Raw genomic sequence first — 25658 nt, 5'->3', positions numbered from 1 at the left:
TTCAGTATACTTGTATTGAGAATCATTGTCAATGATGATTTTTCAACTTTTTCGAATAGATGAAGACGTTTATTTTAGATGTTTGTCTTTATCGTCCCCTTGGCTATCATCCTCTTCTTTTTGTTCTTTTTGTTCTTGAAATTCCACATGGGATTGGCCCGTTATGTAGTCAAAGGGATTGTAACGGCTATCAGGTATTTCTTTTTTAATGAGTGCTTTCGCCATAATATAAATGATTAAGACGAAGATGGGGAAGATGAGGCCGAGCAGGGTAAGCGTTGATATGTCCAATTAAAGCACCTCCATAGTACCTATATTTTACAGTATAATGCCTTCATATTGACAGGCAACCCCCATAAAGTTATAATTTGCCTTATCTATATGTGAATTAAAGCGTTGATGAAACCTAGTAAGCCATAGCTCATCGTCAGAGAGAAGGTTCCGCTTGGCAGTGAAAGCTGCGTAGCTCGGCTGGAAGAACCTTTCGGTGCTAGGATGGCCCAAAGCTCGTTTCGGAGCGTGGATGAACTCCACCGGTTGGACCCGTTACAAATCCGCACAAGGAGATTGGATTCGCCCTATGCCGCAGGCCAAGGGAGTTCGAATGCAATAACCAGGGTGGTACCGCGATGATTCGTCCCTGTTAGCTGCAGGGGCGTTTTTTGCTTGTTTGTAAACTTATCCTAAATTTGGAGGCTTGACTTCGATGAAAGCAAGTGAAATTCGTTCGAAATGGTTGCAATTTTTTGCTAGCAAAGGACATAAGGTTGAGCCGAGCTCTTCCTTGGTTCCCCATAATGATCCGTCCCTATTGTGGATTAACGCAGGGATCGCGCCGTTGAAGCCTTATCTAGATGGACGTGAAATTCCTGAAAATCCACGGATTACGAATGCTCAGAAATGTATTCGTACCAATGACATTGAAAACGTAGGTAAAACGCGTCGTCACCATACCTTTTTTGAAATGTTGGGCAACTTCTCCATAGGTGATTATTTCAAGAAAGAAGTGATTCCTTGGGCTTGGGAGTTCTTAACGGATCCGCAATGGATCGGCTTTGATCCGAATCGGATTTCGGTTACGGTTCATGAAGATGACGAAGAAGCTTTCGAAATTTGGAATAAGCAAATTGGCATTCCAGAAGAACGCATTTATAAGCTTAAAGAAGATAACTTCTGGGATATTGGTGAGGGTCCTTGTGGTCCTTGTACTGAAATTTTCTACGATCGCGGCGATAAATACGGTGACTTGTCCGATCCCGAGTGCTGGCCAGGCGGCGAAAATGAGCGCTTCCTTGAAGTGTGGAACTTAGTATTCACACAGTTCAACCATAATTCCGATGGCAGCTATACACCGCTTCCAAATAAGAACATCGATACAGGCGCAGGTTTGGAGCGATTTGCTTCTATTCTTCAAGATGTTGACTCGAACTTCGATACGGACCTGTTCAAACCTATCATTGAGAAAACATGTGAATTGACAGGTGTTGCTTATCACGTTAACGATGAGCATGATGTCGCGCTTAAAGTAATCGCTGACCATATTCGTACGGTAGCTTTCTCTGTTGGGGATGGTGTACTTCCTTCCAATGAAGGTCGCGGTTACGTCATTCGTCGTTTGTTGCGTCGTGCCGTCCGCTACGGGAAAGTATTAGGTATGGATAAACCGTTCCTATATAAGCTTGTACCTACGGTTGGCGAAATTATGGGGGTTTACTATACAGAGGTTGTTGATAAACGCGAGTTTATTGAGAAAGTAATCCGTACGGAAGAGGAGCGTTTCCATGAGACATTGAGCGATGGCTTAATCATTCTTGCGGAAATGGTTCAGAAAACGCAGCAAGCTGGCACGAATCAAATCAGCGGACCTGACGCGTTCAAACTTTACGATACGTATGGCTTCCCATTTGATTTGACGGAGGATTTTGCGTCGGAGAAGGGACTTTCGGTTGATCGCGCTGGCTTTGATGCTGCGATGCAAGAGCAGCGTGATCGCGCTCGTGCGGCTAGTCACAAAGAAGGCGGCATGAAGGTTCAGGGCGGACCGCTGTCTGAATTAACGATTAAAAGCGAATTTGTTGGATATAATGAATTGGTAGTTACTGCTAATATCGAAGCGATTGTTCATGAGAATGAACTCGTGGAACTTGTGGGTGTTGGTGAAACTTGTCAGGTCGTTCTAGATCGTACGCCTTTCTATGCAGAGAGTGGTGGTCAAGTTAGCGATCACGGTACAATTCGCAACGATCAATTAACGCTGCAGGTTGTTGATGTGATTAAAGCGCCGCATGGCCAACATGTACACAAGGTTATAGTTGAGTCCGGCGTACTTCGCAAAGACGACTTGGTAGAGGCTGTTGTAGCGTCAGCACCACGTACAGATATCATTAAGAATCATACGGCAACTCACTTGCTCCATAAAGCGCTTAAAGAAGTGCTAGGTACGCATGTTAATCAAGCGGGTTCCCTTGTAGAGCCGGACCGACTACGCTTTGACTTCTCCCATTTCGGCAGTATTACAAGTGAAGAACTGCAGGATGTCGAGCAACGTGTGAACCAACAAATATGGAATAGCACGAACGTTGATATTTCCCTAAAAGCGATCGCAGATGCGAAAGCAATGGGCGCGATGGCTTTATTTGGCGAGAAGTACGGTGATATCGTGCGCGTCGTCCAAGTAGGCGATTATTCCTTAGAACTATGTGGAGGCTGTCACGTTCAAAATACAGGCCAAATCGGCTTATTCAAAATTGTAAGCGAATCTGGAATTGGTTCCGGCGTACGTCGGATTGAAGCCGTTTCTGGGCGCAGCGCTTATGAATATTTAGACGGGCAATTGCAATTGCTGAAAGAAGCTGCTAGCCTGCTCAAATCGAACATTCATGATGTTCCGAAACGCGTAGATGCCACCTTGCTGCAATTGAAGGAGTTATCACGCGAGAATGAATCTTTACGGGGCAAGCTCGGTCGTATTGAAGCTGGTTCTCTGACAGATCAAGTGAAGCAAGCAGCGGGCGTTTCCGTTCTAGCTGCACAAGTCAATGCGGCTGATATGGATTCCCTTCGGAACATTGTCGATGAGATGAAAGGTAAACTGGGATCGGCTGTTATCGTTCTTGGTGCTTCCACTGAAGATAAAGTTAATCTGGTTGCTGCTGTAACGCCTGATCTCGTTTCTAAAGGCTTCCATGCTGGTAAAATTATTAAAGAAGTCGCACAAGCCGTTGGCGGAAGTGGCGGCGGTCGTCCTGATATGGCACAAGCTGGCGGTAAGGATGCATCCAAGCTGCAAGCAGCATTAGCTAGTGTCGAGGGGCTCCTATCCCAATTTGTATAATTATTTTTCTAATGGACAGGAATTTTTAAAACCATAGAGAATATATCACATGTATAACGGAAGTTTTTTCAATTATTTTACAAAGGTCACAAGGAAGTGGGGTGCTCCTGATGAGTTCCATGGACAAAACGATGAAGTTCAATGTGAAGGCGGAAGAAATCGAAACTTCGCCGAAGGATGTGTTACTGGCGGTATATGATGCTCTTCAGGAAAAAGGGTATAATCCGATTAACCAGATTGTCGGTTACTTACTTTCGGGAGATCCTGCCTACATTCCGCGACACAATAATGCGAGAAGCCTCATTCGTAAACGGGAACGGGATGAACTGATTGAAGAATTAGTTCGTGCTTATCTGGGTCAACACAAATAGTAGAAAAGAGAACCAGCATGAGATGGATGGGCTTGGATTATGGGGATAAGACCATTGGCGTAGCTTTAAGTGATGAGCTAGGATGGACGGCTCAAGGGCTAGAAGTGATTCGCCGGAATAAGCCGGGAGAAGACATTGAACGGCTTATACAGATTGTTAATGAATATGGCGTTTCGCAAGTGGTTGTCGGGTTACCCAAGAATATGAACAATACGATTGGACCTCGCGGCGAGATTGCGATTGCTTTTTCAGAAGAATTAAAACAAAAGATAAGTGTACCAGTACACCTATGGGATGAGCGCTTAACAACCGTAGCCGCTACACGGACGCTTCTTGAAGCCGATGTAAGCCGGAAGAAACGGAAGCTGGTCATTGATAAAATGGCAGCGCAACTCATTCTTCAAGGGTATATGGATGCCAATATGAAGAGGTGAATGAACATGTCCAAAGAAGAATTGCGTGAAGAAGAACCGGAAATCATTTACATCCCGGACGATGAAGGCAACGAAGAAGAGTTCGAGGTTATCATGAAATTCGAAGTGGACGGTTCAGATAAGAAATATATGATGGTTGTACCAACAGATGGCGGAGATGAAGAATCCGATGAAGTGTATGCCTTCCGCTACGAGGAAGACGACGATGGCGAGGACTTGAAACTTTTCACCATCGATGATGAAGAAGAGTGGAACATTGTGGAAGAAACGTTCAACACACTAATGGCGGAGTTCGATGAGGAAGAGGAAGCATGAGTACGACACCTTCTGATGTATTGCGCAAAACTTACGGGGATGATATTCTGTTGTCTGACGACCAAAGTGAGTCGACGGTGTATCATCTTCTAAAAGAATTCGTCTATGAGAACCAAACGTATGCCGTGATGCAATCCGAAGCGCTGAAGAAGGAAGAGGAAGTAGCTCTTTTCCGTGTCATCTCCAATTCTGATGACGGCGAATACGAATTAGTCACCATTGACGATGACGATGAGTGGGAAACGGTTTCGGAGCTTTACGACGAAATGGTTTTCCCTGAGCAGGACGACTTGTAAGAAGAAGATAACCGAGCGGAGTATATCCGCTCGGTTTTGTTGTGCATATGGTTAATGATACTATGGTAACCTACAGCCAAAGGCTTGACGATTGACATTCTTAGGGGGAATAGAAGCGTTGTGAATATGGACTATGAACACGAAGAATCACAAAAGCCTAAACGTAGTACATTGAAATGGGTATTGCTGAGCATTAGTATTGTTGTGCTGCTGGTTCTGGGCACGGCAGGTGGCATTGGATTGTTTATTGCAAATGCATTGCAGCCGGTCGAAGCTTCTGATCAGGAAGTGCAAGTATCCATTCCACAAGGCTCAAGCTCGGTGCAAATCGCTGACGAACTAAAAACCAAGGGACTCATCAAAAATTCATCCATTTTCACGTATTATTTAAAATTCAAAAAAGAAGGCTCCAAATTTCAAGCTGGCGAGTATGCGATGAAGCCGGGCATGACATTTGTTGAAATGATTGATAAGCTAAACAAGGGAGATGTCGTGAAGGAAGAAATGGTTCGCATCACGATTCCTGAAGGCTATACAATTGAGCAAATCGCTGCCAAAATGAGTGAACAAACCACTTGGAAGAAAGAGACTTTCCTTCAACTAGTCGATGACCCCGCTGGCTTCAAGGAAGAGACAACAGCGTCGATTCCCGAAAGTAAAAATTTAAGGCATCGTTTAGAAGGTTATATATTCCCTGAAACCTATGAATTTAAGAAAGGCTCTACGGAGAAGGATTTCATTGAGCGTTCCTTAGATCAACTAGACAAAAAGCTTGCGACGCTTCCGTCTGATTGGAAGGACAAGCTAAAAGCTCGAAATCTAAGCATTCACCAAATGCTGACGATTGCTTCGCTGATCGAACGAGAGGTCGTTGTCGATGATGAACGTGCACTTGTTTCAGGTGTCATTGTGAACCGCTTGAAAATGAACATGCCCCTTCAGATCGATGCGACGGTACAGTATTTATTTGATAAATCGAAGGATCGTTTATTGGAAAAGGATCTTCAAATCCAAAGTCCGTATAATACGTATTTGAATACGGGATTGCCTCCAGGTCCGATTGCAAGCCCAAGTCTGGCTTCCATTAAGGCGGCGATCTATCCGGAAGAAACGAAATATGTTTTCTATGTCACCAAAAAGGATGGAACGAAGGGGCATTTGTTTGCGGAAACCTTTGAAGAACATAAGAAGAATATTGCAAATAGTAAGAAGGCGTCCAACTAGGATTCTGCTGGGCGCTTGAATTAAGCAGACAGAAGGTAGGTAAGCAGGAAGTGAATAAACCAGAATTAGTCATCAGCTGCGGTTCGATTGCTGAGTTGAAACAAATGATACTTGCGGGCGCAGACGCGGTAATTATCGGAGAAGAACGTTATGGATTACGGCTGCCTGGCGAAGTAAAGCTGAGTGAGATTGGTGAAGCGGTCACTTGGGCGCATGAACGGGATGCCAAAGTTTATGTGGCTGTTAACAATATTTTAGATAATGAATCGCTCGAAGGGCTATATGCGTACTTAGCATCCCTACAGTCATCTGGTGTCGATGCGATTATTTTTGGGGATCCAGCTGTCGTCATGACCGTACGACAGTTATCAGAGCCGCTGCCAATGCATTGGAATGCCGAGATGACATCAACGAATTACGCCACAGCCAATTATTGGGGTAAACAAGGGGCAATTCGTGTTGTGTTAGCGAGAGAGCTGAACATGGAGCAGGTGCTGGCTTTTAAAGAAAAGACTGAGATTGCAGTAGAAGTTCAAGTTCATGGGATTACGAATATTTATCACTCTAAGCGTGAACTGGTCAAAAATTATATGGAACATCAGGGGAATAAGGTAGAAGCTGACCGTTCGAAGGAGCGCGGACTATTCCTCATTGAACACGAACGCCGTGATCAACGCTATCCAGTCTATGAGGATAAGAACGGCACACATATTATGAGTTCTGAGGATTTCTGCATGCTGGAAAATTTGCCGGAGCTCATCGATGGGAATATCGACAGCTTGAAAATTGAAGGCTTACTTAAATCCTCTCAGTATAATGAAACGGTCGTAAAAAGCTATCGAGCAGCGATTGACGCCTATATCGCTAATCCTGAAGGCTATGAGTTCCAGCAGGAATGGCTGGATGCGATTGTGGCGCTGCAGGATCCTGAGCGTGAGCTGAGTTTCGGATTTTTCTATAAAGAACAGGTCTATTGATCGAAGAAAGAAGGTGCACTCCTAGATGACTACAGCCGTAGAAGCACAAGCCAGGGGTAAGCGTGTAAGACTTGATAAGCCGGAGCTTTTAGCTCCAGCAGGTAATTTGGAGAAGCTGAAATTTGCGATCCATTATGGCGCAGATGCTGTATATATCGGTGGACAGAAGTATGGTTTGCGTTCGAACGCTGACAATTTCTCCAAGGAGGAGATGCGCGAAGGGGTCGAATTTGCCAAACAATATGGAGCCAAAGTGTTCGTTGCGACGAATATATATGCCCATAATGAAGATATTGATGGCTTAGATGAATACTTGAGAGGACTGCAGGAGGTTGGCATTTCAGCCATTATTGCAGCAGATCCCATTATAATGGAAACGTGTAGACGTGTTGCTCCTGAATTGGAAGTACACGTAAGTACACAGCAATCGGTTATGAATTGGCAGACGGTTCAATTCTGGAAAGACCAAGGCATCGAGCGCGTGGTTTTGGCGCGTGAAGTTAGCATGCAAGAAATCGATCAAATTAAGGCACACGTTGATGTTGAAATTGAAGCCTTTATTCATGGCGCTATGTGCAGCTCTTATTCGGGACGATGCGTTCTGTCGAATCACTTTACGGATCGCGATTCGAACCGCGGCGGTTGCTCGCAATCGTGCCGTTGGAAATATGATTTGTTTACGAAAGATCAACCACTTGATACGCCTTTGGCGACAGACTTCCCGATGTTTGCTGAGGATGATGATGCTTTTACAATGGGATCTAAAGATCTGAGCATGATTGACCATATTGCCGATATGATTGAATCGGGAGTGGATAGTTTCAAAATTGAAGGCAGGATGAAAAGTATTCATTATGTCGCGACGGTTGTGAACGCCTATCGTCAAGCTATTGATGCGTATTTCGAGGATCCCGAGCATTTCGTGCTGAATCCCCTCTGGCAAGATGAGATTCATAAAGCAGCGAACCGGCCTTTGAATGATGGATTCTTCTATGAAGCACCAGGTCATGAGGATCACATTTTTGAACCGGAAGATAAAGTCGTCGGGTTCGACTTCGTTGGTTTGGTAATGGGATATAACGCAGAAACGGGTATAGCCCTCATTCAACAACGAAATCATTTCAAGCCAGGCCAAGAAATTGAATTTTTTGGTCCCGATGGGACGCATTTTAAGCAAACGGTTGGCGTTATTCTAGATGAAGCGGGTCAGGAATTAACTGCAGCTAGGCATCCGTTACAACTGGTTCAGCTGAAAACAACGCATCCTGTCAGAAAATGGGATATGATGCGAAAGAAAACAGGAAAATAGTACCATGGAAGCTTTCTCCAGTGTGAGTTATATTGGACAAAGCTTCATTTTTTTATTGTTTTGGATCGTTTTATAGAGGATATTGGAAATGAATGTCGAAATTCATCAATGACAAAGAATGTAAACCTTTTCAAAAAGTCTTTAAGTAAAAAGGTTAATTAGAAACTAATGGTGGTGAACGAAATGACAAAAGGACTTCAAGGTATCCGCTCTATTTTAAACAAAGTAGTTCAAGCAGCTGGTCAAGTTCGAAGGGGTCGAAATGTTGACACTACTGACGGAAAATCATCTCAATACAAAGACAGGAGCAACATTAGGCTCGAAAATCCAGTGAAATCAGTTGGTATGAAGTTATTTCTGATGTTTTTTGTAAGTATTCTGTTTTTCGTTCTTACGGTAGGGATGATTTCGTACTCGGTCTCTAAAAATGTTATTAAGAACAAAGTATCTGAATCCAGTTTACAAACGGTAACACAAGCAGGTCAGAAATTAGATTTTCTGTATCAGACGTTTGATGATGTCTCACTCCAAATCATGCTGAATAAAGAGCTGCAAGACCTGCTTGATAAGGTTCCGAAATTGGAGCCATCCTCGTACGAAGCACTAGATAATACGCGTCAATTAACAGAGAAATTAAACGTAGTTACTTTCTCGAACAAAGCAATTAAAACCCTTCACTTGTATCGACCAGATGGTAAGTTGATCGTCATTACAGGTGCTGGCGGCAGTTCATTATCAGAGAATATGAATTCAACTGAATGGTTCAAACGTACGATAGAAAATGGGGGCAAAGTAACTTGGTTGGATAGTCAAGCCAAAGGTTACTCTAGCAGCTCTACGAATACGTTTGCGATTAGCCGTCTGATGCGTAATACGTTAACGAACTCGTCAACAGCCGTTCTAGTATTAGAACTTAGCACGGACATTTTGACGAAAGAGTTAAGCGGAATGTCGTTAGGTGATGACAGTAAGGTCGTCATTACGAATGAAGGAAACAAGAACATTGCTACGAAAGATATGGCTGAGATCGGCAAAGACTCAACCATCCAACTGACCAAGGATCAGCTTAAAGAAGAGCATGGTTCCTTTATTACGAAGGATGATCATTTGGTTGCTTTTTATAAATCAAATGTATCAGGTTGGAACCTTGTCGGTGATATCCCTGTTAGCTCGCTTGTCAAAGACGCGAAAAAGATCTTCAATTACACGCTCCTTATCGCATTGTTTGCGGCCATCGCAGCGATTATCATCGGTTATGTCGTAGCTAGAATGATCGGAAGTCCGCTCATTAATCTGCGTAACCTGATGCAGCAAGGTGCCAAAGGTAAGCTTACCGTTCGCGCCAATTACAAGTCACAGGATGAGATTGGGCAGCTTGGCGCAAGCTTTGATGTGATGATGCAGCAGATTACGACGTTGGTGCAGCATACGAGTACGTCTGCCCAGGCGGTATTTGAAACTGCGCAAGAATTGACGAATTCCTCCAAGGTGACTGCTACAGCAGCAAGAGAAATTGCCGTCGCGACTGACGAGATTTCCAATGGAGCAGGCGGATTAGCGACAGAGTCTGAAAAGGGCAACGAGCTAACGCACCATATCGGTATTCAAATGAAGCAAGTTATTGAAGCCAATCTCGAGATGGGGACTGCGGCAGCGGACGTTCAAACCTCCAGTGAGCTTGGAACGAAGTATATGTCAGAGCTTATTTCCAAAACGAACCTGACGGAAGAAATGATCCGTTCTATGGTTGATAAAGTAGATCGATTGAAAGACAGCACACGTTCGATCCGTAAAATTCTAGATGTTTTGAATAACATGACGAAGCAAACGAACATCCTCTCCTTGAATGCCACAATTGAAGCAGCACGTGCAGGCGCAGCCGGCAAAGGCTTCATGGTCGTAGCAGATGAGATTCGTAAGCTAGCTGACCAATCTAAGCAATCCATTGACGTGGTTGGTCAAATCACAGAAACGATTCAACGAGAAATCGATGAGACGGTAAAAGTGCTTTCAACAGCAACTCCAATTTTCCAAGAGCAAATTTTGGCTGTTAAAGAAGCAGATACGATTTTCAAACAAGTTACGAATCATATGGGTGGCTTCATTGTTCAGTTGAGCACCGTTAGTGATTCCATTTCTACGCTTGAACAATCACAAGTGGTTCTGTCTGATGCCATGACGAATGTCAGTGCAGTTGCTGAGGAATCGCTTGCTACTTCCGAGGAAGTTGCTTCCCTAAGCTCCGAACAGCTGAGCATTAGTGATGGTTTGGTGAAATTGTCGGACAAGCTGGATCTACTGTCCAAATCACTGACCGATACATTATCCAAATTCGAAGTATAAGACGAGTTCTCACATCCACTCTCCTTTAGGAGGGTGGATTTTTTGTGTTTTCACGTAGTTGAAGCGGTTTGCGGTGTTATCAGAATGCCGATACTGAATGCAATGAGGTCATTTGGGATATTTAAAAGGGGTTCGTAAGATGAGTGATAATCAATTATCATCGATTGAAAAAAGACGCATGTTTTTGATGCTCTTTTTGATTTTGCTCTTATTTCTTGGTATTTTTGGCAAGCTATTCTGGATCCAAATCGCTGCCACTGAAAGCTATTCATCAAGAGGAATCAATCTAGTGAAAAATTCCGTGATTCAGCGACAACGCGCGCTTGTCTTGGAAAGCGGCAGAGGTGAAATTTTGGATCGGAATCTAGAGTCGTTGACTGGGAAAATTGTGAAAGGGTTAGTTGCATTCCCGATCAACAGCGAATACACAATGAATCAACTGGAAGTGAGTCAGCTAGCCAATATTTTGCAGACCACGAAGGACCGTTGGGTTTCATTTGCCCGAAATTTGAAAGAACCGCAAGTGTGGGGAACGCAAGATGGGGGAAAGGCAATTCCTTTAAGCGATCAACAAGTGAAAGGGATTGATGCCCTCGGTTTGCTGAATGTGAAAGTTGCCGAGATGGAGGACCGCTATCCTACTGGTATGACGGCGCGGCAGTTGGTTGGTTTTATCGGGCAAAATCCGGATCGTGTGATGCAAATATACAGCTCGGATCTGGAAAAAGGCAGAGTGGAGCTTACGTCGAAAATTGGGGGCGCGGGCTTGGAAAAGTCATTCGATGCATGGCTTCGCGGTGTAGGTGAAACCTCGATTTCTTATTTCACAGATGCGGGGAAAAGACCACTAGCCGGATTGGATGCTCGGATGATTGCTCCCGATAACTCGTTCTATCCTGTGAAATTAATTACAACCTTAGATAGCCGCGTGCAGCAGCAAATAGAAGCTTTAATGGATAAGTTGGGTATTCGTGAAGGAGCAGCCGTCGTGCAGGAAGCATCGCATGGAGATGTGATTGCCATGGCAAGTCGGCCAAACTATAATCCTTTACAGGTGGATTTGGCCAGCAATAATTGGAGTAATTATGCACTCAAAGCGACGGCACCCGGTTCGATATTTAAAACAATCGTCGCAGCAGCCGCATTGGATGAAAAGGTTGTAAGTCCCACGGAGACATTTGATTGTGAAGGGGCGCTTGGCAAGTATGGCTTTACATGCTGGCGCAAAGAGGGGCACGGACCTTTAACGTTGGAAGAGGGATATGCGCAATCGTGCAATATAGTATTTGCGAATGTCATGCAGCGACTAACGGCCTCTCAATTAGAACAATACGCGAATAAACTTGGCGTGTTAAATGAAGTTGGCTGGACTGGTAAAACAGATACCAGAGATGTTTTTGCACAATTTGATTCCGAGGAGACAGGGCAGTTGTTTGCTGCACATACCCCGGAGAATGATGAAGGCGTTCTGATGCAAACGGCGATTGGCCAAAGGGATGTGAGGATGACTCCTTTACAAGCGTCGAATATGGTTGTGACGTTGTTGCATGATGGAAAGGGATACGCTCCCCGGGTTGTGCAAGAAATCCGCTATCAAACTGGTCGTGAAATGGAGACATTTCCTGTTAAAGCCCTCGCTTCAGAAGCAGGCAAAATATCCGCAGCAACAAGTCGGACACTCCTTAACTGGATGAGGGAAGTTGTCACAGAAGGTACAGGTCAAAGTCTTTTAGGAGCGAAGTGGAAGCTGGCGGGTAAGTCTGGGACCGCGCAAATTCAAAATGGGAAGCAAGAGAAAGTTAATCAATGGTTCATTGGCTACGGCCCCGTAGATACGCCTCAGTATGCTGTATCGGTTGTCATTAAGAATACGGACCCTACTGAAAGTAACAAAGCCATCCCTTTGTTTAAAGGGATCATGGATATTTTGGCCAGCCAAGGGTTGCCAAACAGCAAATAAAAGGTATGATGTAGGTTAGGCTTGTATGGCCTATCTTGTTGTTGATACCTACTATTGCATATTTAGGAGACCTCAATTATGGCGACCCAACTGCCTTCAACTTTACGAATTCTTGATCGTTCCAAAGATACTGGACATAAACCGATTTTATACGCATTTGCACTAGAGGAGCTTTTGTGCCGTGTAATTGGGCATGGAGCACCTCCCGTACTACATATTTGGCGGCACCCGCGTGCGTTCGTCATGGGGCTGCGAGATAGCCGGCTCCCTGGTGCAGTGAAAGCGAATGAATGGCTGAGAAGCCAGGGCTACGACACTGCTGTACGTAACTCAGGCGGAGCTGCAGTGCCATTAGACGCAGGAGTCATTAACATTTCCTTGCTTCTCCCGAAAGAGTCCGGAGATATGGAGCATCGCAAGGATTTCGACCTCATGGTGGGTGTGATAAGAGATGTGATGGCTTCCATAACGGATCAAATAGATCAAGGTGAAATCATTGGCTCATTTTGCCCAGGCGAATTCGATTTGAGCATCGGTGGGCGTAAATTTTGCGGGATTGCACAGCGTAGACAACAGCTCGCCATATCTATTCAAGCTTTTCTAATCGTAGAAGGGCGAGGGGAGGAGAAGGCTGCTTTAGCGCGCGGGTTTTATGAGCGTGCCGCAGAATCAGCCTCCGGGAAGGATTACCCGATTGTCGAGCAGGAACGCATGTCGAGCTTAGCCCAATGCTTGCACGTACCGCTTACAGCCGAAATGTTTGTTGAGCAATTACTTGAGGTTATGAGGAGTAGAGGAATACAAATTGCTCAAGCAGCAGATATCCCTAGTTATCCGGATGAATCGCAGATTGGCGACATGGTCGCGCTGATGAGGGAACGCTATGGCATCACCTAGTGATGATAGCGATGATCCCATTTTCCACTTATCCCAAAAAATAATGAAGCGCCGCTGGAAGCTCAATTTGCCAAAAGCCCCATATATGTTTGCCGGGTTTCTCTATATAGTGAAGCACGGCATTTTTGTCTTGCAAAAAAGTGTGTGTCAGTCTGTTTTCTCTAACGAAATCAAAGGTGCCGCGCTCCGTCGTAACGTCTGTTTCATCTGTCCCAATCAGCATATAGATCTCTAACCAGGATAAGTCATCCTCTTGCTTAATTCTTTCGCGAGTAATGTCGAAAAATGCGCCAGACAAGGATATAACTCGGCAAAAAAGGCTAGGATAATCTAAGGCGAGATGCACGGAAACTGTTCCTCCAAGAGAATCGCCTGCAAGGATACGTTCTGATCGCTCTGTACGGACCGGATAACGGCCTTCTACATATGGGAGAAGCTCTTCTGCGAAGAATTGACAGTAGGAATCGTGACGTTCCCCTTCAGGAGCGTATTCGGATGTTCGATTCGTGATATTCACGTCGACACCTACAACAATGGCAGGTTCCAGATCCTCATCTAGTATCAACCTTGTAAGGGTTGTAGCAATCCGACCGAAATTAAAGAACTCTTCACCATCCTGACAGTAAATAACCGGATAGGAGAGCAGTTCGTTATAGCCAGGGGGGAGATAGATCCGCAGGGGGCGATTTTCTCCGAGCAGGTTCGAGGTTACTTCGTCTTTTACAATAGTACGCTTATACAAGCGGGAGTCATCTGACATCGTGGATCTCCTTTTTATTAGGGTTAGGTGTATTATAGCAGTTGTTGTTTCCCTATAAACTGTATTATATATTTTCGGGAACTGTACTATTCATTAACGGTAAAAAAGGTGAGATACCCCGTCGTTGCTGGTGTACAATTCACCAAAACAGGATTATAATAATACTATAACAGAAGTCCAGATAGTAGGCACCAAAATCATATAAGAGGTGAAATGGTATGAGTAAGCCACTTGTCAGCCAAGCAAATTATGAAGTGACCACAGAAAAGGTTGAGCCATTGCAGGTTCTTGCTCCAGACGGCACGGTCGTTAATCCCGATAAAATGCCTAAGCTTAGCGATGAACAATTAAAAGAATTAATGAGAAGAATGGTATTCACACGCGTATGGGATGAAAGAGCAGTCAATCTAGGTCGTCAAGGCCGTCTTGGTTTCTATGCGCCAGTTTCTGGTCAAGAAGCATCCATGATTGGCAGCGAATTTGCCTTGAATAAAGATGATTTCATTTGCCCAGGTTACCGCGATATGCCGCAATTGGTTTGGCACGGTCTTCCGCTATATCAAGCATTCTTGTATTCCCGCGGTCATCAACATGGCGGACAAATTCCGCAAGATGTTCATGTACTTATGCCCCAAATTATTATTGGCGCACAAATTCTTCACGCAACTGGCGTAGCAATGGCTTTCAAAAAGCGCAACCAACCGCGTGTAGCTATTACTTACACAGGTGATGGTGGAAGCTCCGAAGGCGATTTCTACGAAGGTATGAACTTTGCAGGTGCTTTCAAGTTGCCTGTCATTTACTTTGTACAAAACAATGGATACGCGATTACAACGCCATATTCGAAACAAACAGGAGCACTTTCTGTTGCACATAAATCCGTTGCTGCGGGTATCAAAGGCGTGCAAGTAGACGGCATGGACGTTCTAGCTGTCGTTCAAGCGGTTACTGAAGCTGCTGAAAGAGGACGCAGAGGCGAAGGCGCTACGTTGATCGAAGCGTTGACATACCGTTTCCGTCCGCATTCCTTGGCGGATGATACAACGAAATACCGTACCAAAGACGAAGAGTCCGATTGGGAGCCAAGAGATCCGCTTACACGTATGCGTTTGTTCTTGACGAAAAAAGGTCTTTGGAGCGAAGAAGAAGAGGCTCAAGTGAAGGAAGAAGCGAAAGCTACTGTTGCTGAGCACATCAAAAAAGCAGAAGAAACAGAGAAAATGACAGTCGCTGGTTTGATCGACTCCATGTTCGAAGTGACCCCATCACATTTGGAAGAACAAAAAGAATCGTTTAAATAGAGTAAGCGTTTGAAACAAGTTGTAACAAAGATTATGCTTACGGAGCGAGTTTTCTTACGAAAACATTTAGGAGGCACAGAGTAGTCATGGCACAAATGACAATGATTCAAGCGATAAAAGACGCGATGCGCGTAGAATTAGAAAGAGATCCTAATGTTATTTTGTTCGGCGAAGACGTTGGTAATGTTGGTGGCGTGTTCCGTGCGACAGAAGGCTTACAAAAAGAATTCGGCGAAGAGCGCGTATTCGATACGCCTCTTGCTGAGTCCGCAATCGGTGGACTTGCGGTAGGTCTTGGCGTGCAAGGCTTCCGCCCAATCGCTGAAATTCAATTCGTTGGTTTTATTTACGAAGCACTTGACCAAATTTGCGTGCAAGCAGCTCGTATGCGTTACCGTTCCGGCGGTCGTTATAACTCCCCAATCGTATTCCGTACACCATTTGGCGGCGGGGTAAAAGCGGCTGAGCTTCATACCGATGCACTTGAAGGTTTGCTTGTTCAAACGCCAGGGATTAAAGTTGTTGTTCCTTCCAACCCTTACGATGCGAAAGGGCTTCTGATTGCAGCTATTCGCGATAATGACCCTGTTTTCTTCATGGAGCATTTGAACTTATACCGTGCATTCCGCGGCGAAGTTCCAGAAGGTGAATACACAGTCGAGCTAGGTAAAGCGAATGTGGTTAAAGAAGGTTCAGACGTAACCATCATTACTTACGGTGCCATGGTTCACACATCCATGAAGGCTGCGGAAGAGATCGAAAAAACAGAGGGAGTGAAAGTCGAAGTTATCGACCTTCGTACACTTCTTCCACTTGATATTGATACCATTGTGACTTCCATTAAGAAAACGAACCGCGCGATTATCGTACAAGAAGCGCAAAAAACATCGGGTGTAGCAGCAGAAGTTATTGCACAAATTAACGAAAAAGCGATTCTTCATCTAGAAGCTCCGGTTCTGCGTATTGCTCCACCAGATACTGTTTATCCGTTCGCACAAATCGAAGATGCTTGGTTGCCAAGTCCAGCAAGTGTTATTGCCGGAATTAAGAAAGTACTTGAATTTTAATTCACCCAGTCGAAGGTAACAGGAGGTCGTACACGTGGCATTGTTTGAATACAAGTTCCCAGAGCTTGGTGAAGGCATACATGAAGGCGAGATCGTGAAAATGTTAGTTAAAGCGGGTGATACCGTAACTGACGAAACGATTCTGATGGAAGTACAAAATGATAAAGCAGTCGTTGAGGTTCCTTGTCCTGTTGAAGGTAAGATCGTCAGCGTTGCCGTCAAAGATGGACAAGTATGCACGATCGGTGAGCTCGTTATGACGATTGAAGTGACAGGCGAGATGCCTGCTGCTTCCATGCATCACGGTTCCAGCCACGCGGCACCAGCCGTGGCTGTAGCAACACCTGCTGCAGCTCCAGCAGCAGTAGCGGTAGCAGCGCCAGTAGTCGCTGCAGCAGCACCGGTAGCCGCGCCAACGGGTGGCGCGGGCCGCGAAGTGCTTGCGACGCCTAGCGTGCGCAAGCTGGCAAGAGAGAAAGGCATCACACTCGCAGAGGTGACGCCTACAGGGAAGCACGGCCGCGTAACACGCGAGGACGTGCTAGGCTTTACAGGAGCTGGCGCAGCTGCTCCGGCAGCGACAGAAGCAGCTGCAGTAGCTGCAGCTGAAACAACTACACCTGCAGTAGCGCAGCAGGTTGTCGTTGGCGATCGCGTCGAAGAACGGATTCCGTTCAAAGGCATCCGTAAAATCATCGCGAACGCGATGGTGAAATCCGTATACACGGCTCCGCACGTGACATTGATGGACGAGATCGACGTGTCGGCACTTGTCGCTCTTCGCGAGCGTACGAAGCCGCTCGCAGAGAAAAAAGGCGTGAAATTGACGTACCTTCCTTTCATCGTGAAGGCGTTGGTAGCCGCTTGCCGTCAATTCCCGGTCATGAACGCAATGATCGACGAAGAGAAGCAAGAAATCGTCTACAAAAAGTACTACAACATCGGGATCGCAACAGATACAGAAAACGGCTTGCTCGTTCCTGTTATCCATGATGCTGACCGTAAAAACGTATGGTCGATCGCTTCTTCGATCAAAGATTTGGCTCTTCGCGGACGCGATGGCAAATTGGCAGCGAATGAGTTGAAAGGCAGCACAATCTCCATCACGAACATTGGTTCCGTTGGCGGTATGTTCTTCACACCGGTTATCAACTTCCCTGAAGTTGCAATCCTAGGTGCAGGCCGTATCACAGAGAAGCCAGTTGTGAAAAACGGTCAAATCGTTGCAGCACACGTAATGGCGCTTTCCTTAAGCTTCGATCACCGTATCGTTGATGGAGCGACAGCACAAAGCTTCTTGAACTACATCAAACAGCTTCTGGCTGATCCAGAGCTTCTCGTCTTGGAGGTGTAACAGCATGGTTGTAGGAGATGCTTCTTTAGATATTGATTTGTTGGTCATCGGCGCAGGCCCTGGCGGTTACGTAGCCGCCATCCGGGCTGCTCAACTAGGACAAAGCGTTCTTATTGTTGATAAAGACGCTTGGGGCGGCGTGTGTTTGAACCGCGGCTGTATCCCATCCAAAGCTTTGATCTCTGCAGCGCATACGTATGAGCATGCTCAACATGCGGACAGCATCGGGATCTCCGTAGAGAACGTGAAAGTGGACTTTGCGAAGGTACAAGCTTGGAAAAACAGCATTGTTGCCAAACAAACAGGCGGCGTTAGCGGCTTGCTCAAAGGCAACAAGATCCAAACGTTCCAAGGTGAAGCCATGTTTATCAACGAGCACGAAGCACGTGTGTTCAATGATGCAGAAGCACCGCGTTACCGCTTCAAACACTGTATTATCGCAACGGGCTCCCGTCCGATTGAGCTGAAAGCTTTCCCTTACGGTGGAAGAATCATCTCTTCGACAGAAGCGTTGAACTTGCCTGAAATCCCGAAAAGCATGGTCGTCATCGGCGGTGGCTACATCGGGATCGAGCTTGGTCAAACGTACGCGAAATTCGGAACAAAAGTGACTGTATTGGAAGGCTCTGATCACGTGCTTCCAGGCTTCGAGAAAGAATTGACGAAGCTTGTTGCTAAGAACTTAGAGAAAGTTGGCGTTGATGTTCATACCGAAGCGTTAGCGCAATCCTGTACGAAAACAGACAACGATGTTACGGTTACGTTCACAGTGAAAGGCGAAGAGAAACAAGTCACTGCAGATTACGTTCTTGTAACTGTAGGACGTCGTCCGAACACAGATGGCGAGCTTGGTCTTGACCTGATTAACTTGAAAATGACAGATCGCGGTCTGATCGAAGTCGATAACCAAGGTAGAACGAGCATTCCTCACATTTTCGCAATTGGTGATGTGGTTCCTGGTCTTTCCTTGGCGCACAAAGCTTCCTATGAAGCAAAAGTGGCGGCAGAAGCCATTGCTGGTCACGCAAGTATCGTAGATTACAAAGCTATGCCGGCTGTTGTATTCTCCGATCCAGAAATTGCTGGCGTAGGTCTAAGCGAAACCGAAGCCAAAGCGCAAGGAATCAATGTTACCATTGGTAAATTCCCTTATGCGGCTAACGGACGTGCAAATTCTTTGAATGCGGCTCAAGGCTTCGTGAAGCTTGTTGGCGACAAAGAAACAGGCCAACTGCTTGGAGGGCAAATCGTAGGTCCAGAAGCTTCTAACTTGATCGGTGAGCTTGCTCTAGCAGTTGAGATGGGCGCTAATCTGGAAGATATCGCACTTACCATTCACGCACATCCAACATTGACAGAAATGATCATGGATGCCGCTGAAGGTGCGCTTGGACACCCGATTCATCAGCTTGGCAAATAATCTGTAAATTAATTACGGTTTCTACTACCTTTAGATAAAAGTCCCGAGAGTATGGCTGCAAAGCCGCTCTACGGGACTCTTTTCATTTAACGGGTAGTACGAGCTACGTCGGCAATTGACGTCTTGAAATGGCTGGTACTATAATTTGGTTAGGAAGTCATGCCATTACGTGGGGAGCGTTGAACATGAATACACCGAAACCGATCATCATTGGCCACCGCGGCGCGGCTGGGGAGGCACCAGAGAATACATTGTCTTCATTTGCATTGGCCCTTGAGCAAGGGGCGCAAGGTGTTGAACTAGATGTACATATTACGAAAGACGGTGAAATCGTCGTATGTCACGATGCATCGCTAGAAAGAACGACGAATGGTTCTGGTCGCATTTATCAACATACGTGGGAAGAGATACAGAAGTTGGATGCTGGTGGCTGGTTCTCAGAAAGGTTTCAAGGTGAGCATATTCCGCTTCTTAGCGAAGTGTTCGAGATGATCCCCCGAGGGATTCTCATGAATGTGGAAGTCAAGCATGCCTATAAGGGTCACATGGAGCAAGCACTGATTACTTTTTTGCGTGAGGCCAATCGGTATGAAGATGTCGTTGTCTCCTCTTTTGATCATAAGGTTATTCAACGGTTAAAAAGGGCAGAGCCTGAGCTTCAAGTAGGCCTGTTATACAATGCTAATCTTATTGACCATCCCGGTTATGCCAAGAAATTGGCGGTTGACGTGTGTTCCTTGCATCCGCACCATCATTGTATTGAACCGGAGGATATTGCTGCTGCAACGGCTGCGGGACTTCGTGTTTATCCCTATACGGTGAATGAGTTATCCGATTATAAATGCATGATTGAAGCGGGTGTTTCCGGCATTATTACGGATTACCCTGGTAGATTGAAAGCGTATCTAAACACATAGATAAACGAAATTAGACCGATGCATATAGATGCTGAGGTCTTATTTTTATTTCACGCATACAATGAACTATTGACAGACTCGGATGAGATTCCAATAGGGGGAATTACCTTGATCAAATGGATGTTTGTTACGCTAGTAAGGCTTTTACTTTCGTGCTTGCGTCTGTTTGTGTTAGCCGTTTGTAAGGTGAAAGTGACAGGCATGGAGAATCTGGTTATGACAGGTAAAACAGTACTCATCCCAAATCACGTATCGTTGCTGGATGCGGTGTTTCTCGCATTGATTTTGCCTAAGGATGCGGCATTTGTTGTGAATACGAACATTGCCAAGCGATTCGCTTGGGTGCTCCTTTTCAGGGCACATATTGCGGTGGATCCAACGAATCCCTATGCTGTTCGTAAAATGCTGAAAACAATACATGGGGGAACACCGCTCGTTATTTTTCCAGAAGGACGAATCACGACGACAGGTGGCATGATGAAAATATACGGTGGCATCGGGTACCTTGCGCTCCGAGCCCAGGCACGGATCGTGCCAATCGCCATTCAGGGGTTGGAGCATTCGAAGTTTTCTTATATGCGAGGGAAATTAAAGCAGCGTTGGTTTCCTCCGGTACAGATCGCATTCGGTGAAGCTTTTCAAATGCCAGCGGGGGATGAGCGCTTCTCGAAAAAAGTTCAAAAGGAACAGGCGACGGAAGCCATCCGAAATAAGCTGCTGAGACATCTGTTGGAAAGCCGGCTCCAGCCCGAGCATAATTTATTCAACGAGCTGCTAATGGCAGCCCGAAAGCACGGTCAATCCACGATCATTTGTGAGGATGTCGTGAGTCAATCGTCTTTGACGTATCGCAAGCTGCTGTTGACTAGCTATACGTTGGCGGTTCGTTTGGGGACGCTTCTTGGAGGGCAGAAGCGGGTAGCTGTACTGCTGCCAAACGCCGCGGGTCATGTAGTGACGTTATTTTCGCTATACCGATTAGGTGTGACTCCAGCAATATTGAATTACTCTGCGGGTAAGCAGGCCATGATGGACGCTTGTGAAACGGCTGATGTAAAGACCGTGTTAACCTCCAAGGTATTTATTGAGAAGGCGGGTCTTTTGGATTTTATCCAAGGAGCTAGCATTTTCTATAAGGTTATTTATCTCGAAGATGTGAAGGAAGCGTTAACCTTGAAGGAAAAGGTTACTGGCTTGCTCGATTTTATGATGAAAAGAAAAGGACCTGTGGGTCCAGGTCACAACGAGGTCATCCTCTACACCTCAGGCAGTGAAAGTAAACCGAAGGGTGTCGTGCTCGCGCATCGTAATATATGTGCCAATATTCAGCAGGCGAGGCTTGTCATTGCTTTTAATAGTTCGGATATTGTCTTAGGCAGCATGCCCATGTTTCATTCGTTCGGATTGACGGCGGGCACGATGCTCCCGATTCTTACGGGGATGAAGCTGGTTTTATATCCCAATCCCCTGCATTATAAAGTCATTCCAGAGCTCGTTTATGATCGGAATATTACGATTCTATTCGGTACGTCAACGTTTCTGGGGGCATATGCGAGAACGGCGCATCCTTATGATTTTGCCCATTCGTTGCGATATGTTGTAGCGGGTGCTGAACGGTTGAAGGAAGAGGTTCGCCAAGCATGGCAAGATAAATTCGGGATCCGGATTTTAGAGGGCTATGGAACGACGGAAACAACACCCGTTATTTCACTGAACACACCGATGAATACGAGGAAAGGTTCAGTTGGGAAATTATTGCCGGGCATAGACGCCATTGTGGAAGAAGTGGAAGGTATTACGACAGGCGGTCATTTACTCGTCAGGGGCCCGAATGTTATGAAAGGGTATTTGATTCATAGTCAGGGATTTGTGCCTTCTCCAGAATGGTATAGCACAGGCGATATTGTTACTTTGGATGATCAAGGGTATCTATTCATACAAGCACGGTTGCAGTCTTTTGCTAAAATTGGCGGCGAAAAAGTATCACTTCTCATGGTGGAGGAGCTCGTATCGGGAAGTTTGGAGGCGCCGGCGGTATGCGCTGCTATACATGTGCCAGATCGACGAAAGGGCGAGCGAATCATCGTGTTCCATACCAGTAAGGTGAATCCTCTTGAAGCGCTGCGTGAGTTGATGAGAAAACAAGGTCAGCCTGGGATCTATATGCCATCTGAGCTGCGATATCTCGAGAAGCTGCCGCTTCTGGGGAGCGGGAAGATTGATTATGTGACACTGAAACAATGGGCTTTGACAAGTAATGATGGGAATAGAGAGGGAGATACACCCATAGCTTAAGCTGTGGGTGTTGACCGGATAACGGATATGGCAGCAGGAACGATCTCGATTTGTAGTGGTGTGGAGCCGGCAAACTCTCCATCCGCTTGGACAAGCAAGGGTTTCTCAGTCCGAATGGAAATGGATTTACCTTGATAAAAGGAAACGGCAGGATGCTTCGTATGCTTTCCTTGATACACCGTGAGAAGAACCGGTAAGAGGCGGAAGCGGCTTTTACTTTGAATCACAACGACATCTGCTTTCCCGTCGTATGGACTAGCAGTCGGACAAATTTGAATCGAACCTCCGTAAAAAGGGATGTTTGCTACAGCTGCCAGCCACATGTTGGGAAGCTCATATTCGCTGCCATCTACTTCTAACCAAGCTGTGGAAGGCTGGTAGGTAACGAACACACGGAGAATTGAAAGTAAATAAGATAGCTTGCCTAGTCTTAGACGGTTTAAAAGCTTTTTGTAACTGGCTTCGTTCGTAATTTTGGCCACCATTCCGTCAAAGCCGGCACCGATGCTATTCACAGCTACTTGGTTGTGGATCGCATGCAGGAGGTCAATTTGTATGGTGTTGTGTGCACGTAAAGCGATTTGAAGGGCTTCAATGGGATGCGTGGGAATGCCGTAGGCTTTGGCAAAATCGTTGCCTGTGCCCGCTGGGATAACCGCTATGGGGCAGGATTTACCCTTGTTACGAAGTTGCCAAACACCACCTGCTACCTCATGAATGGTACCATCACCGCCGATAATAATAATCTGGTTGATGTGATGCTCTTGAATAAGCGTAATAGCGTGTTGCGTGGCTTCACCTGCTTTGGTCGTAAGTTTTGCTAGATAAGAGATACGATGTGATTGAAGATAGGATTGGATTTCTCCCCAGATGTCAGATCCCCTGCCATTACCTGAAAGCGGGTTCACTATAATTCCGATTGATTCCATAGGTATTTGCCCCTTATCTTTTCTTTGAAGTGGAAGTGTGTTTGGTATATGAAAGGATTACTGTATTAAGGTTTAAGGGTAATTTTTCTTTACAGAAGGGGCACTGTTTTGTAAAATAAACCATAGGTAAATTAAATATTTTTAATGTTAGGTTTTATGACATTGAAAACGCTGGTTGTGATTTACACTCGGGGGGGAGAATGGGAAACTTTGAAATTCAAATCGAAATTAAACAGCATGAGTAGTACGGGAATACCGAACGTCAACCTGTCCATCCTTCGGAATCTTAAATTACGTTTTAAATTGTTGTTGATGAATGCGATAGCCATCTTATTTCTGTTAATTGTAGGTATTACTGGCTATCATTATATGGACAAGATGTCTAGTAATTCTACTAGAATGTACGAGGAAAGTCTGCTATCTGTCAAATGGATTAATCAATTAAAAACAAATTTTAATGAAACCGAATCTAATTTGCTTGAAATGATGCTTTCCACGGATGTTAAATATAAGGCTAAGCTTAAGGCAAAGTTAGATGAGAATACGGGTACAAATAAAGATTTGGTTGCGAAAATTGCTGGCATTGCTTTAAATGAGGAAGAGTTGGCGGCTTTCAAAAGCTTCGAAGAGCTGAATCTGAAGCATCGTGAAGTCGTTGCAAAAACAATAGATCAAGCGACTCAAAATAATCAAGTGGCTTACCAAGTGTATAACAACGAGGTTTCACCCCAAGGAGATAAAACCGTAGAAGCGTTAGATAAACTTGTTGGGCTCAAAGAATCCGCAGCTGAACAATTCCAGAAATCAAGCAGTTCGGATTCGGCGACCTCACATGTGGTCATTATCCTAACGATCATCATCGCGATTGTTGTGATGACGGTGGGCGCATTAACGCTGAATATGATCATTTCAACACCCATTCGCAAACTCCAAGAACACATGGAGAAAGCAGCTGATGGTGATCTGGCCGTTAAAGGAGATTACCCGTATGACGATGAGGTCGGCAAACTAACGAATTCCTTTAACGTCATGACGGAGAGCCTGCGCAGCTTAGTTATGCAGATTGCGGATAATGCGTTGACGCTTTCTGCAAGTTCGGAAGAGCTTCTGGCGAGCTCGGAGCAAAGTTCTTTGGCAGCTAAGCAGGTGGCCACTTCCAGTCAGCAGCTGTCGGAAGATTTTGATAAGCAATTTGCTGGTGTGACACAAGCGAATGAGGCAGTTGGTCTTATGCTTACGAGTACGAAGCAAATTGATGAGTCAGCACAAGTGGTTGCCACTCTCGTGACTCAAGCAACGCGAGCAGCACAGAACGGTAAGCAATCCGTACTGTCAATCGCGGGCCAAATGTCGGAGATCTCAGACGCGGTCCGTGATGTAAATGTGGTTATCGAAGCTCTGGGTAAAAATGCACACAAAATCGGTGAAATCGTCAATGTTATTAACGAGATTTCTACGCAGACGAATCTGCTTTCTTTGAACGCTGCGATTGAAGCAGCACGTGCTGGGGAAGCTGGACGTGGCTTCGCGGTTGTCGCTGGGGAAGTACGTAAGCTTGCTGAGCAGTCGTCCACATCAGCGCGAAACATTACGGATCTTGTATCCACGATCCAAAGACAGATCAATCAAGCGGTTAGCTCTATGCATACGGGAGCTGGCAAAGTGCAAGAGGGATTGACGATTTCAGAGGAAGCACAGGAATCATTCGTACATATCGAGACTTCCGTCGAGAAGGTAAATACGAAAGTGGAAGATGTAAATCGGAATATTCACCAGCTCGTTGATGCGAACTTGCGCATCGAGCAAGTGATGCGCATTGTTAGCTCCGTATCGGAGACGGGAATTTCCGTCAGTCAAGAGACATCCGCTGCGAGTCAGCAGCAAATGTCGACCACGGAGGAAATCGAGAATTCCGCGAAGTCCTTAGCAGGACTGGCGGAGAAGTTGCAAATTTCGCTGCAGAAATTTAAGGTGTAGGAAAGGACCCGCGGGCATTTTGCCTGCGGGTTTTTGGTTTGTTTGGGTTGGGGGTAGGTGCTGTTTTGCTGTTGCTGGAGTGTGTGGGTTCGCAGAAATTAGCTTGTCAAAGTGACTAGTGTTTAGCTGGAATTGGTGGAGTAGCGAGAAAGGGTGAAGTTACTGGAGTATGAAGGGG

At 45.6% G+C, this 25658-nt stretch carries 21 protein-coding genes; 18 read left to right on the top strand and 3 right to left on the bottom strand.

The genetic code is table 11. The features are described from left to right. Positions 1 to 69: 69 nt before the first annotated feature. Entirely contained in the window at positions 70 to 291 is a 222-nt protein-coding gene (locus tag AC58P7_RS16050) for a DUF3951 domain-containing protein (protein ID WP_497344488.1), read from the bottom strand. Positions 292 to 706: 415 nt separating this feature from the next. Between AC58P7_RS16050 and alaS the strand changes: the two genes are divergently transcribed. From alaS to AC58P7_RS15995, 11 genes are all read left to right on the top strand, one after another. Next, positions 707 to 3334 carry an alanine--tRNA ligase gene (gene alaS, locus AC58P7_RS16045; protein WP_497344487.1) on the top strand — a complete coding sequence of 876 codons (2628 nt, stop codon included), beginning with the start codon at positions 707 to 709 and terminating at the stop codon, positions 3332 to 3334. 110 nt (positions 3335 to 3444) lie between these two features. Continuing rightward, positions 3445 to 3705 (top strand): IreB family regulatory phosphoprotein, encoded by a 261-nt coding sequence (locus tag AC58P7_RS16040; RefSeq protein WP_028555746.1) that lies wholly within the window; start codon positions 3445 to 3447, stop codon positions 3703 to 3705. 17 nt (positions 3706 to 3722) lie between these two features. Continuing rightward, positions 3723 to 4139: a Holliday junction resolvase RuvX gene (gene ruvX, locus AC58P7_RS16035; RefSeq protein WP_068665576.1), complete on the top strand. Its 417-nt coding sequence runs from the start codon at positions 3723 to 3725 to the stop codon at positions 4137 to 4139. 6 nt (positions 4140 to 4145) lie between these two features. Then, the gene (locus AC58P7_RS16030) at positions 4146 to 4454 is read left to right on the top strand and encodes a DUF1292 domain-containing protein (RefSeq protein WP_056610485.1); all 309 of its coding nucleotides are present in this window, start codon (positions 4146 to 4148) and stop codon (positions 4452 to 4454) included. After that, the gene (locus AC58P7_RS16025; protein WP_497344485.1) at positions 4451 to 4750 is read left to right on the top strand and encodes a DUF1292 domain-containing protein; all 300 of its coding nucleotides are present in this window, start codon (positions 4451 to 4453) and stop codon (positions 4748 to 4750) included. Before AC58P7_RS16030 ends, AC58P7_RS16025 begins: the two co-directional genes overlap by 4 nt. Before the next feature lie 126 nt (positions 4751 to 4876). Next, on the top strand, positions 4877 to 5974 hold the full coding sequence (gene mltG, locus AC58P7_RS16020) for an endolytic transglycosylase MltG (RefSeq protein ID WP_497344736.1): 1098 nt from the start codon (positions 4877 to 4879) through the stop codon (positions 5972 to 5974). 50 nt (positions 5975 to 6024) lie between these two features. Next, positions 6025 to 6951, top strand: a complete 927-nt coding sequence (locus AC58P7_RS16015) for a peptidase U32 family protein (RefSeq protein ID WP_497344483.1) — start codon at positions 6025 to 6027, stop codon at positions 6949 to 6951. Positions 6952 to 6976: 25 nt separating this feature from the next. Continuing rightward, complete coding sequence (locus AC58P7_RS16010; protein WP_497344481.1) at positions 6977 to 8260, top strand: peptidase U32 family protein; 1284 nt, start codon at positions 6977 to 6979, stop codon at positions 8258 to 8260. A gap of 183 nt (positions 8261 to 8443) precedes the next feature. After that, positions 8444 to 10603, top strand: coding sequence for a methyl-accepting chemotaxis protein (locus tag AC58P7_RS16005; protein ID WP_497344479.1), 2160 nt, complete (start codon positions 8444 to 8446; stop codon positions 10601 to 10603). A gap of 139 nt (positions 10604 to 10742) precedes the next feature. Beyond that, positions 10743 to 12563 carry a peptidoglycan D,D-transpeptidase FtsI family protein gene (locus AC58P7_RS16000; protein ID WP_497344477.1) on the top strand — a complete coding sequence of 607 codons (1821 nt, stop codon included), beginning with the start codon at positions 10743 to 10745 and terminating at the stop codon, positions 12561 to 12563. Between the two features lie 78 nt (positions 12564 to 12641). Then, the gene (locus AC58P7_RS15995; RefSeq protein ID WP_497344475.1) at positions 12642 to 13460 is read left to right on the top strand and encodes a lipoate--protein ligase family protein; all 819 of its coding nucleotides are present in this window, start codon (positions 12642 to 12644) and stop codon (positions 13458 to 13460) included. Positions 13461 to 13488: 28 nt separating this feature from the next. On the opposite strand, the gene AC58P7_RS15990 is transcribed toward AC58P7_RS15995, so the two are convergent. Next, the gene (locus tag AC58P7_RS15990; protein WP_497344473.1) at positions 13489 to 14220 is read right to left on the bottom strand and encodes an alpha/beta hydrolase; all 732 of its coding nucleotides are present in this window, start codon (positions 14218 to 14220) and stop codon (positions 13489 to 13491) included. 218 nt (positions 14221 to 14438) lie between these two features. Here AC58P7_RS15990 and pdhA point away from each other — a divergent pair, with 218 nt between their 5' ends. The 6 genes from pdhA (at position 14439) to AC58P7_RS15960 (ending at position 22574) form a co-directional block, all read left to right on the top strand. Beyond that, positions 14439 to 15521 carry a pyruvate dehydrogenase (acetyl-transferring) E1 component subunit alpha gene (gene pdhA / locus AC58P7_RS15985; protein ID WP_497344471.1) on the top strand — a complete coding sequence of 361 codons (1083 nt, stop codon included), beginning with the start codon at positions 14439 to 14441 and terminating at the stop codon, positions 15519 to 15521. Positions 15522 to 15607: 86 nt separating this feature from the next. Then, positions 15608 to 16588 (top strand): alpha-ketoacid dehydrogenase subunit beta, encoded by a 981-nt coding sequence (locus AC58P7_RS15980; protein WP_477589338.1) that lies wholly within the window; start codon positions 15608 to 15610, stop codon positions 16586 to 16588. Positions 16589 to 16622: 34 nt separating this feature from the next. Then, positions 16623 to 17942, top strand: coding sequence for a dihydrolipoamide acetyltransferase family protein (locus AC58P7_RS15975; protein WP_497344469.1), 1320 nt, complete (start codon positions 16623 to 16625; stop codon positions 17940 to 17942). Positions 17943 to 17946: 4 nt separating this feature from the next. After that, positions 17947 to 19362 (top strand): dihydrolipoyl dehydrogenase, encoded by a 1416-nt coding sequence (lpdA, locus tag AC58P7_RS15970; protein ID WP_497344467.1) that lies wholly within the window; start codon positions 17947 to 17949, stop codon positions 19360 to 19362. Positions 19363 to 19547: 185 nt separating this feature from the next. After that, complete coding sequence (locus tag AC58P7_RS15965; RefSeq protein WP_497344465.1) at positions 19548 to 20279, top strand: glycerophosphodiester phosphodiesterase; 732 nt, start codon at positions 19548 to 19550, stop codon at positions 20277 to 20279. A gap of 108 nt (positions 20280 to 20387) precedes the next feature. Continuing rightward, complete coding sequence (locus AC58P7_RS15960; protein WP_497344463.1) at positions 20388 to 22574, top strand: AMP-binding protein; 2187 nt, start codon at positions 20388 to 20390, stop codon at positions 22572 to 22574. On the opposite strand, the gene AC58P7_RS15955 is transcribed toward AC58P7_RS15960, so the two are convergent. Next, positions 22571 to 23503, bottom strand: coding sequence for a diacylglycerol/lipid kinase family protein (locus AC58P7_RS15955; protein ID WP_497344461.1), 933 nt, complete (start codon positions 23501 to 23503; stop codon positions 22571 to 22573). The two genes, AC58P7_RS15960 and AC58P7_RS15955, sit on opposite strands and share 4 nt — an antisense overlap. Positions 23504 to 23740: 237 nt before the next feature. On the opposite strand from AC58P7_RS15955, the gene AC58P7_RS15950 reads away from it, so the two are divergent. Then, positions 23741 to 25480, top strand: coding sequence for a methyl-accepting chemotaxis protein (locus AC58P7_RS15950; protein WP_497344460.1), 1740 nt, complete (start codon positions 23741 to 23743; stop codon positions 25478 to 25480). Positions 25481 to 25658: the final 178 nt, after the last annotated feature.

This window comes from Paenibacillus sp. J22FR5 (assembly GCF_059691975.1).
This window is presented reverse-complemented; position numbering and strand designations above follow the sequence as displayed.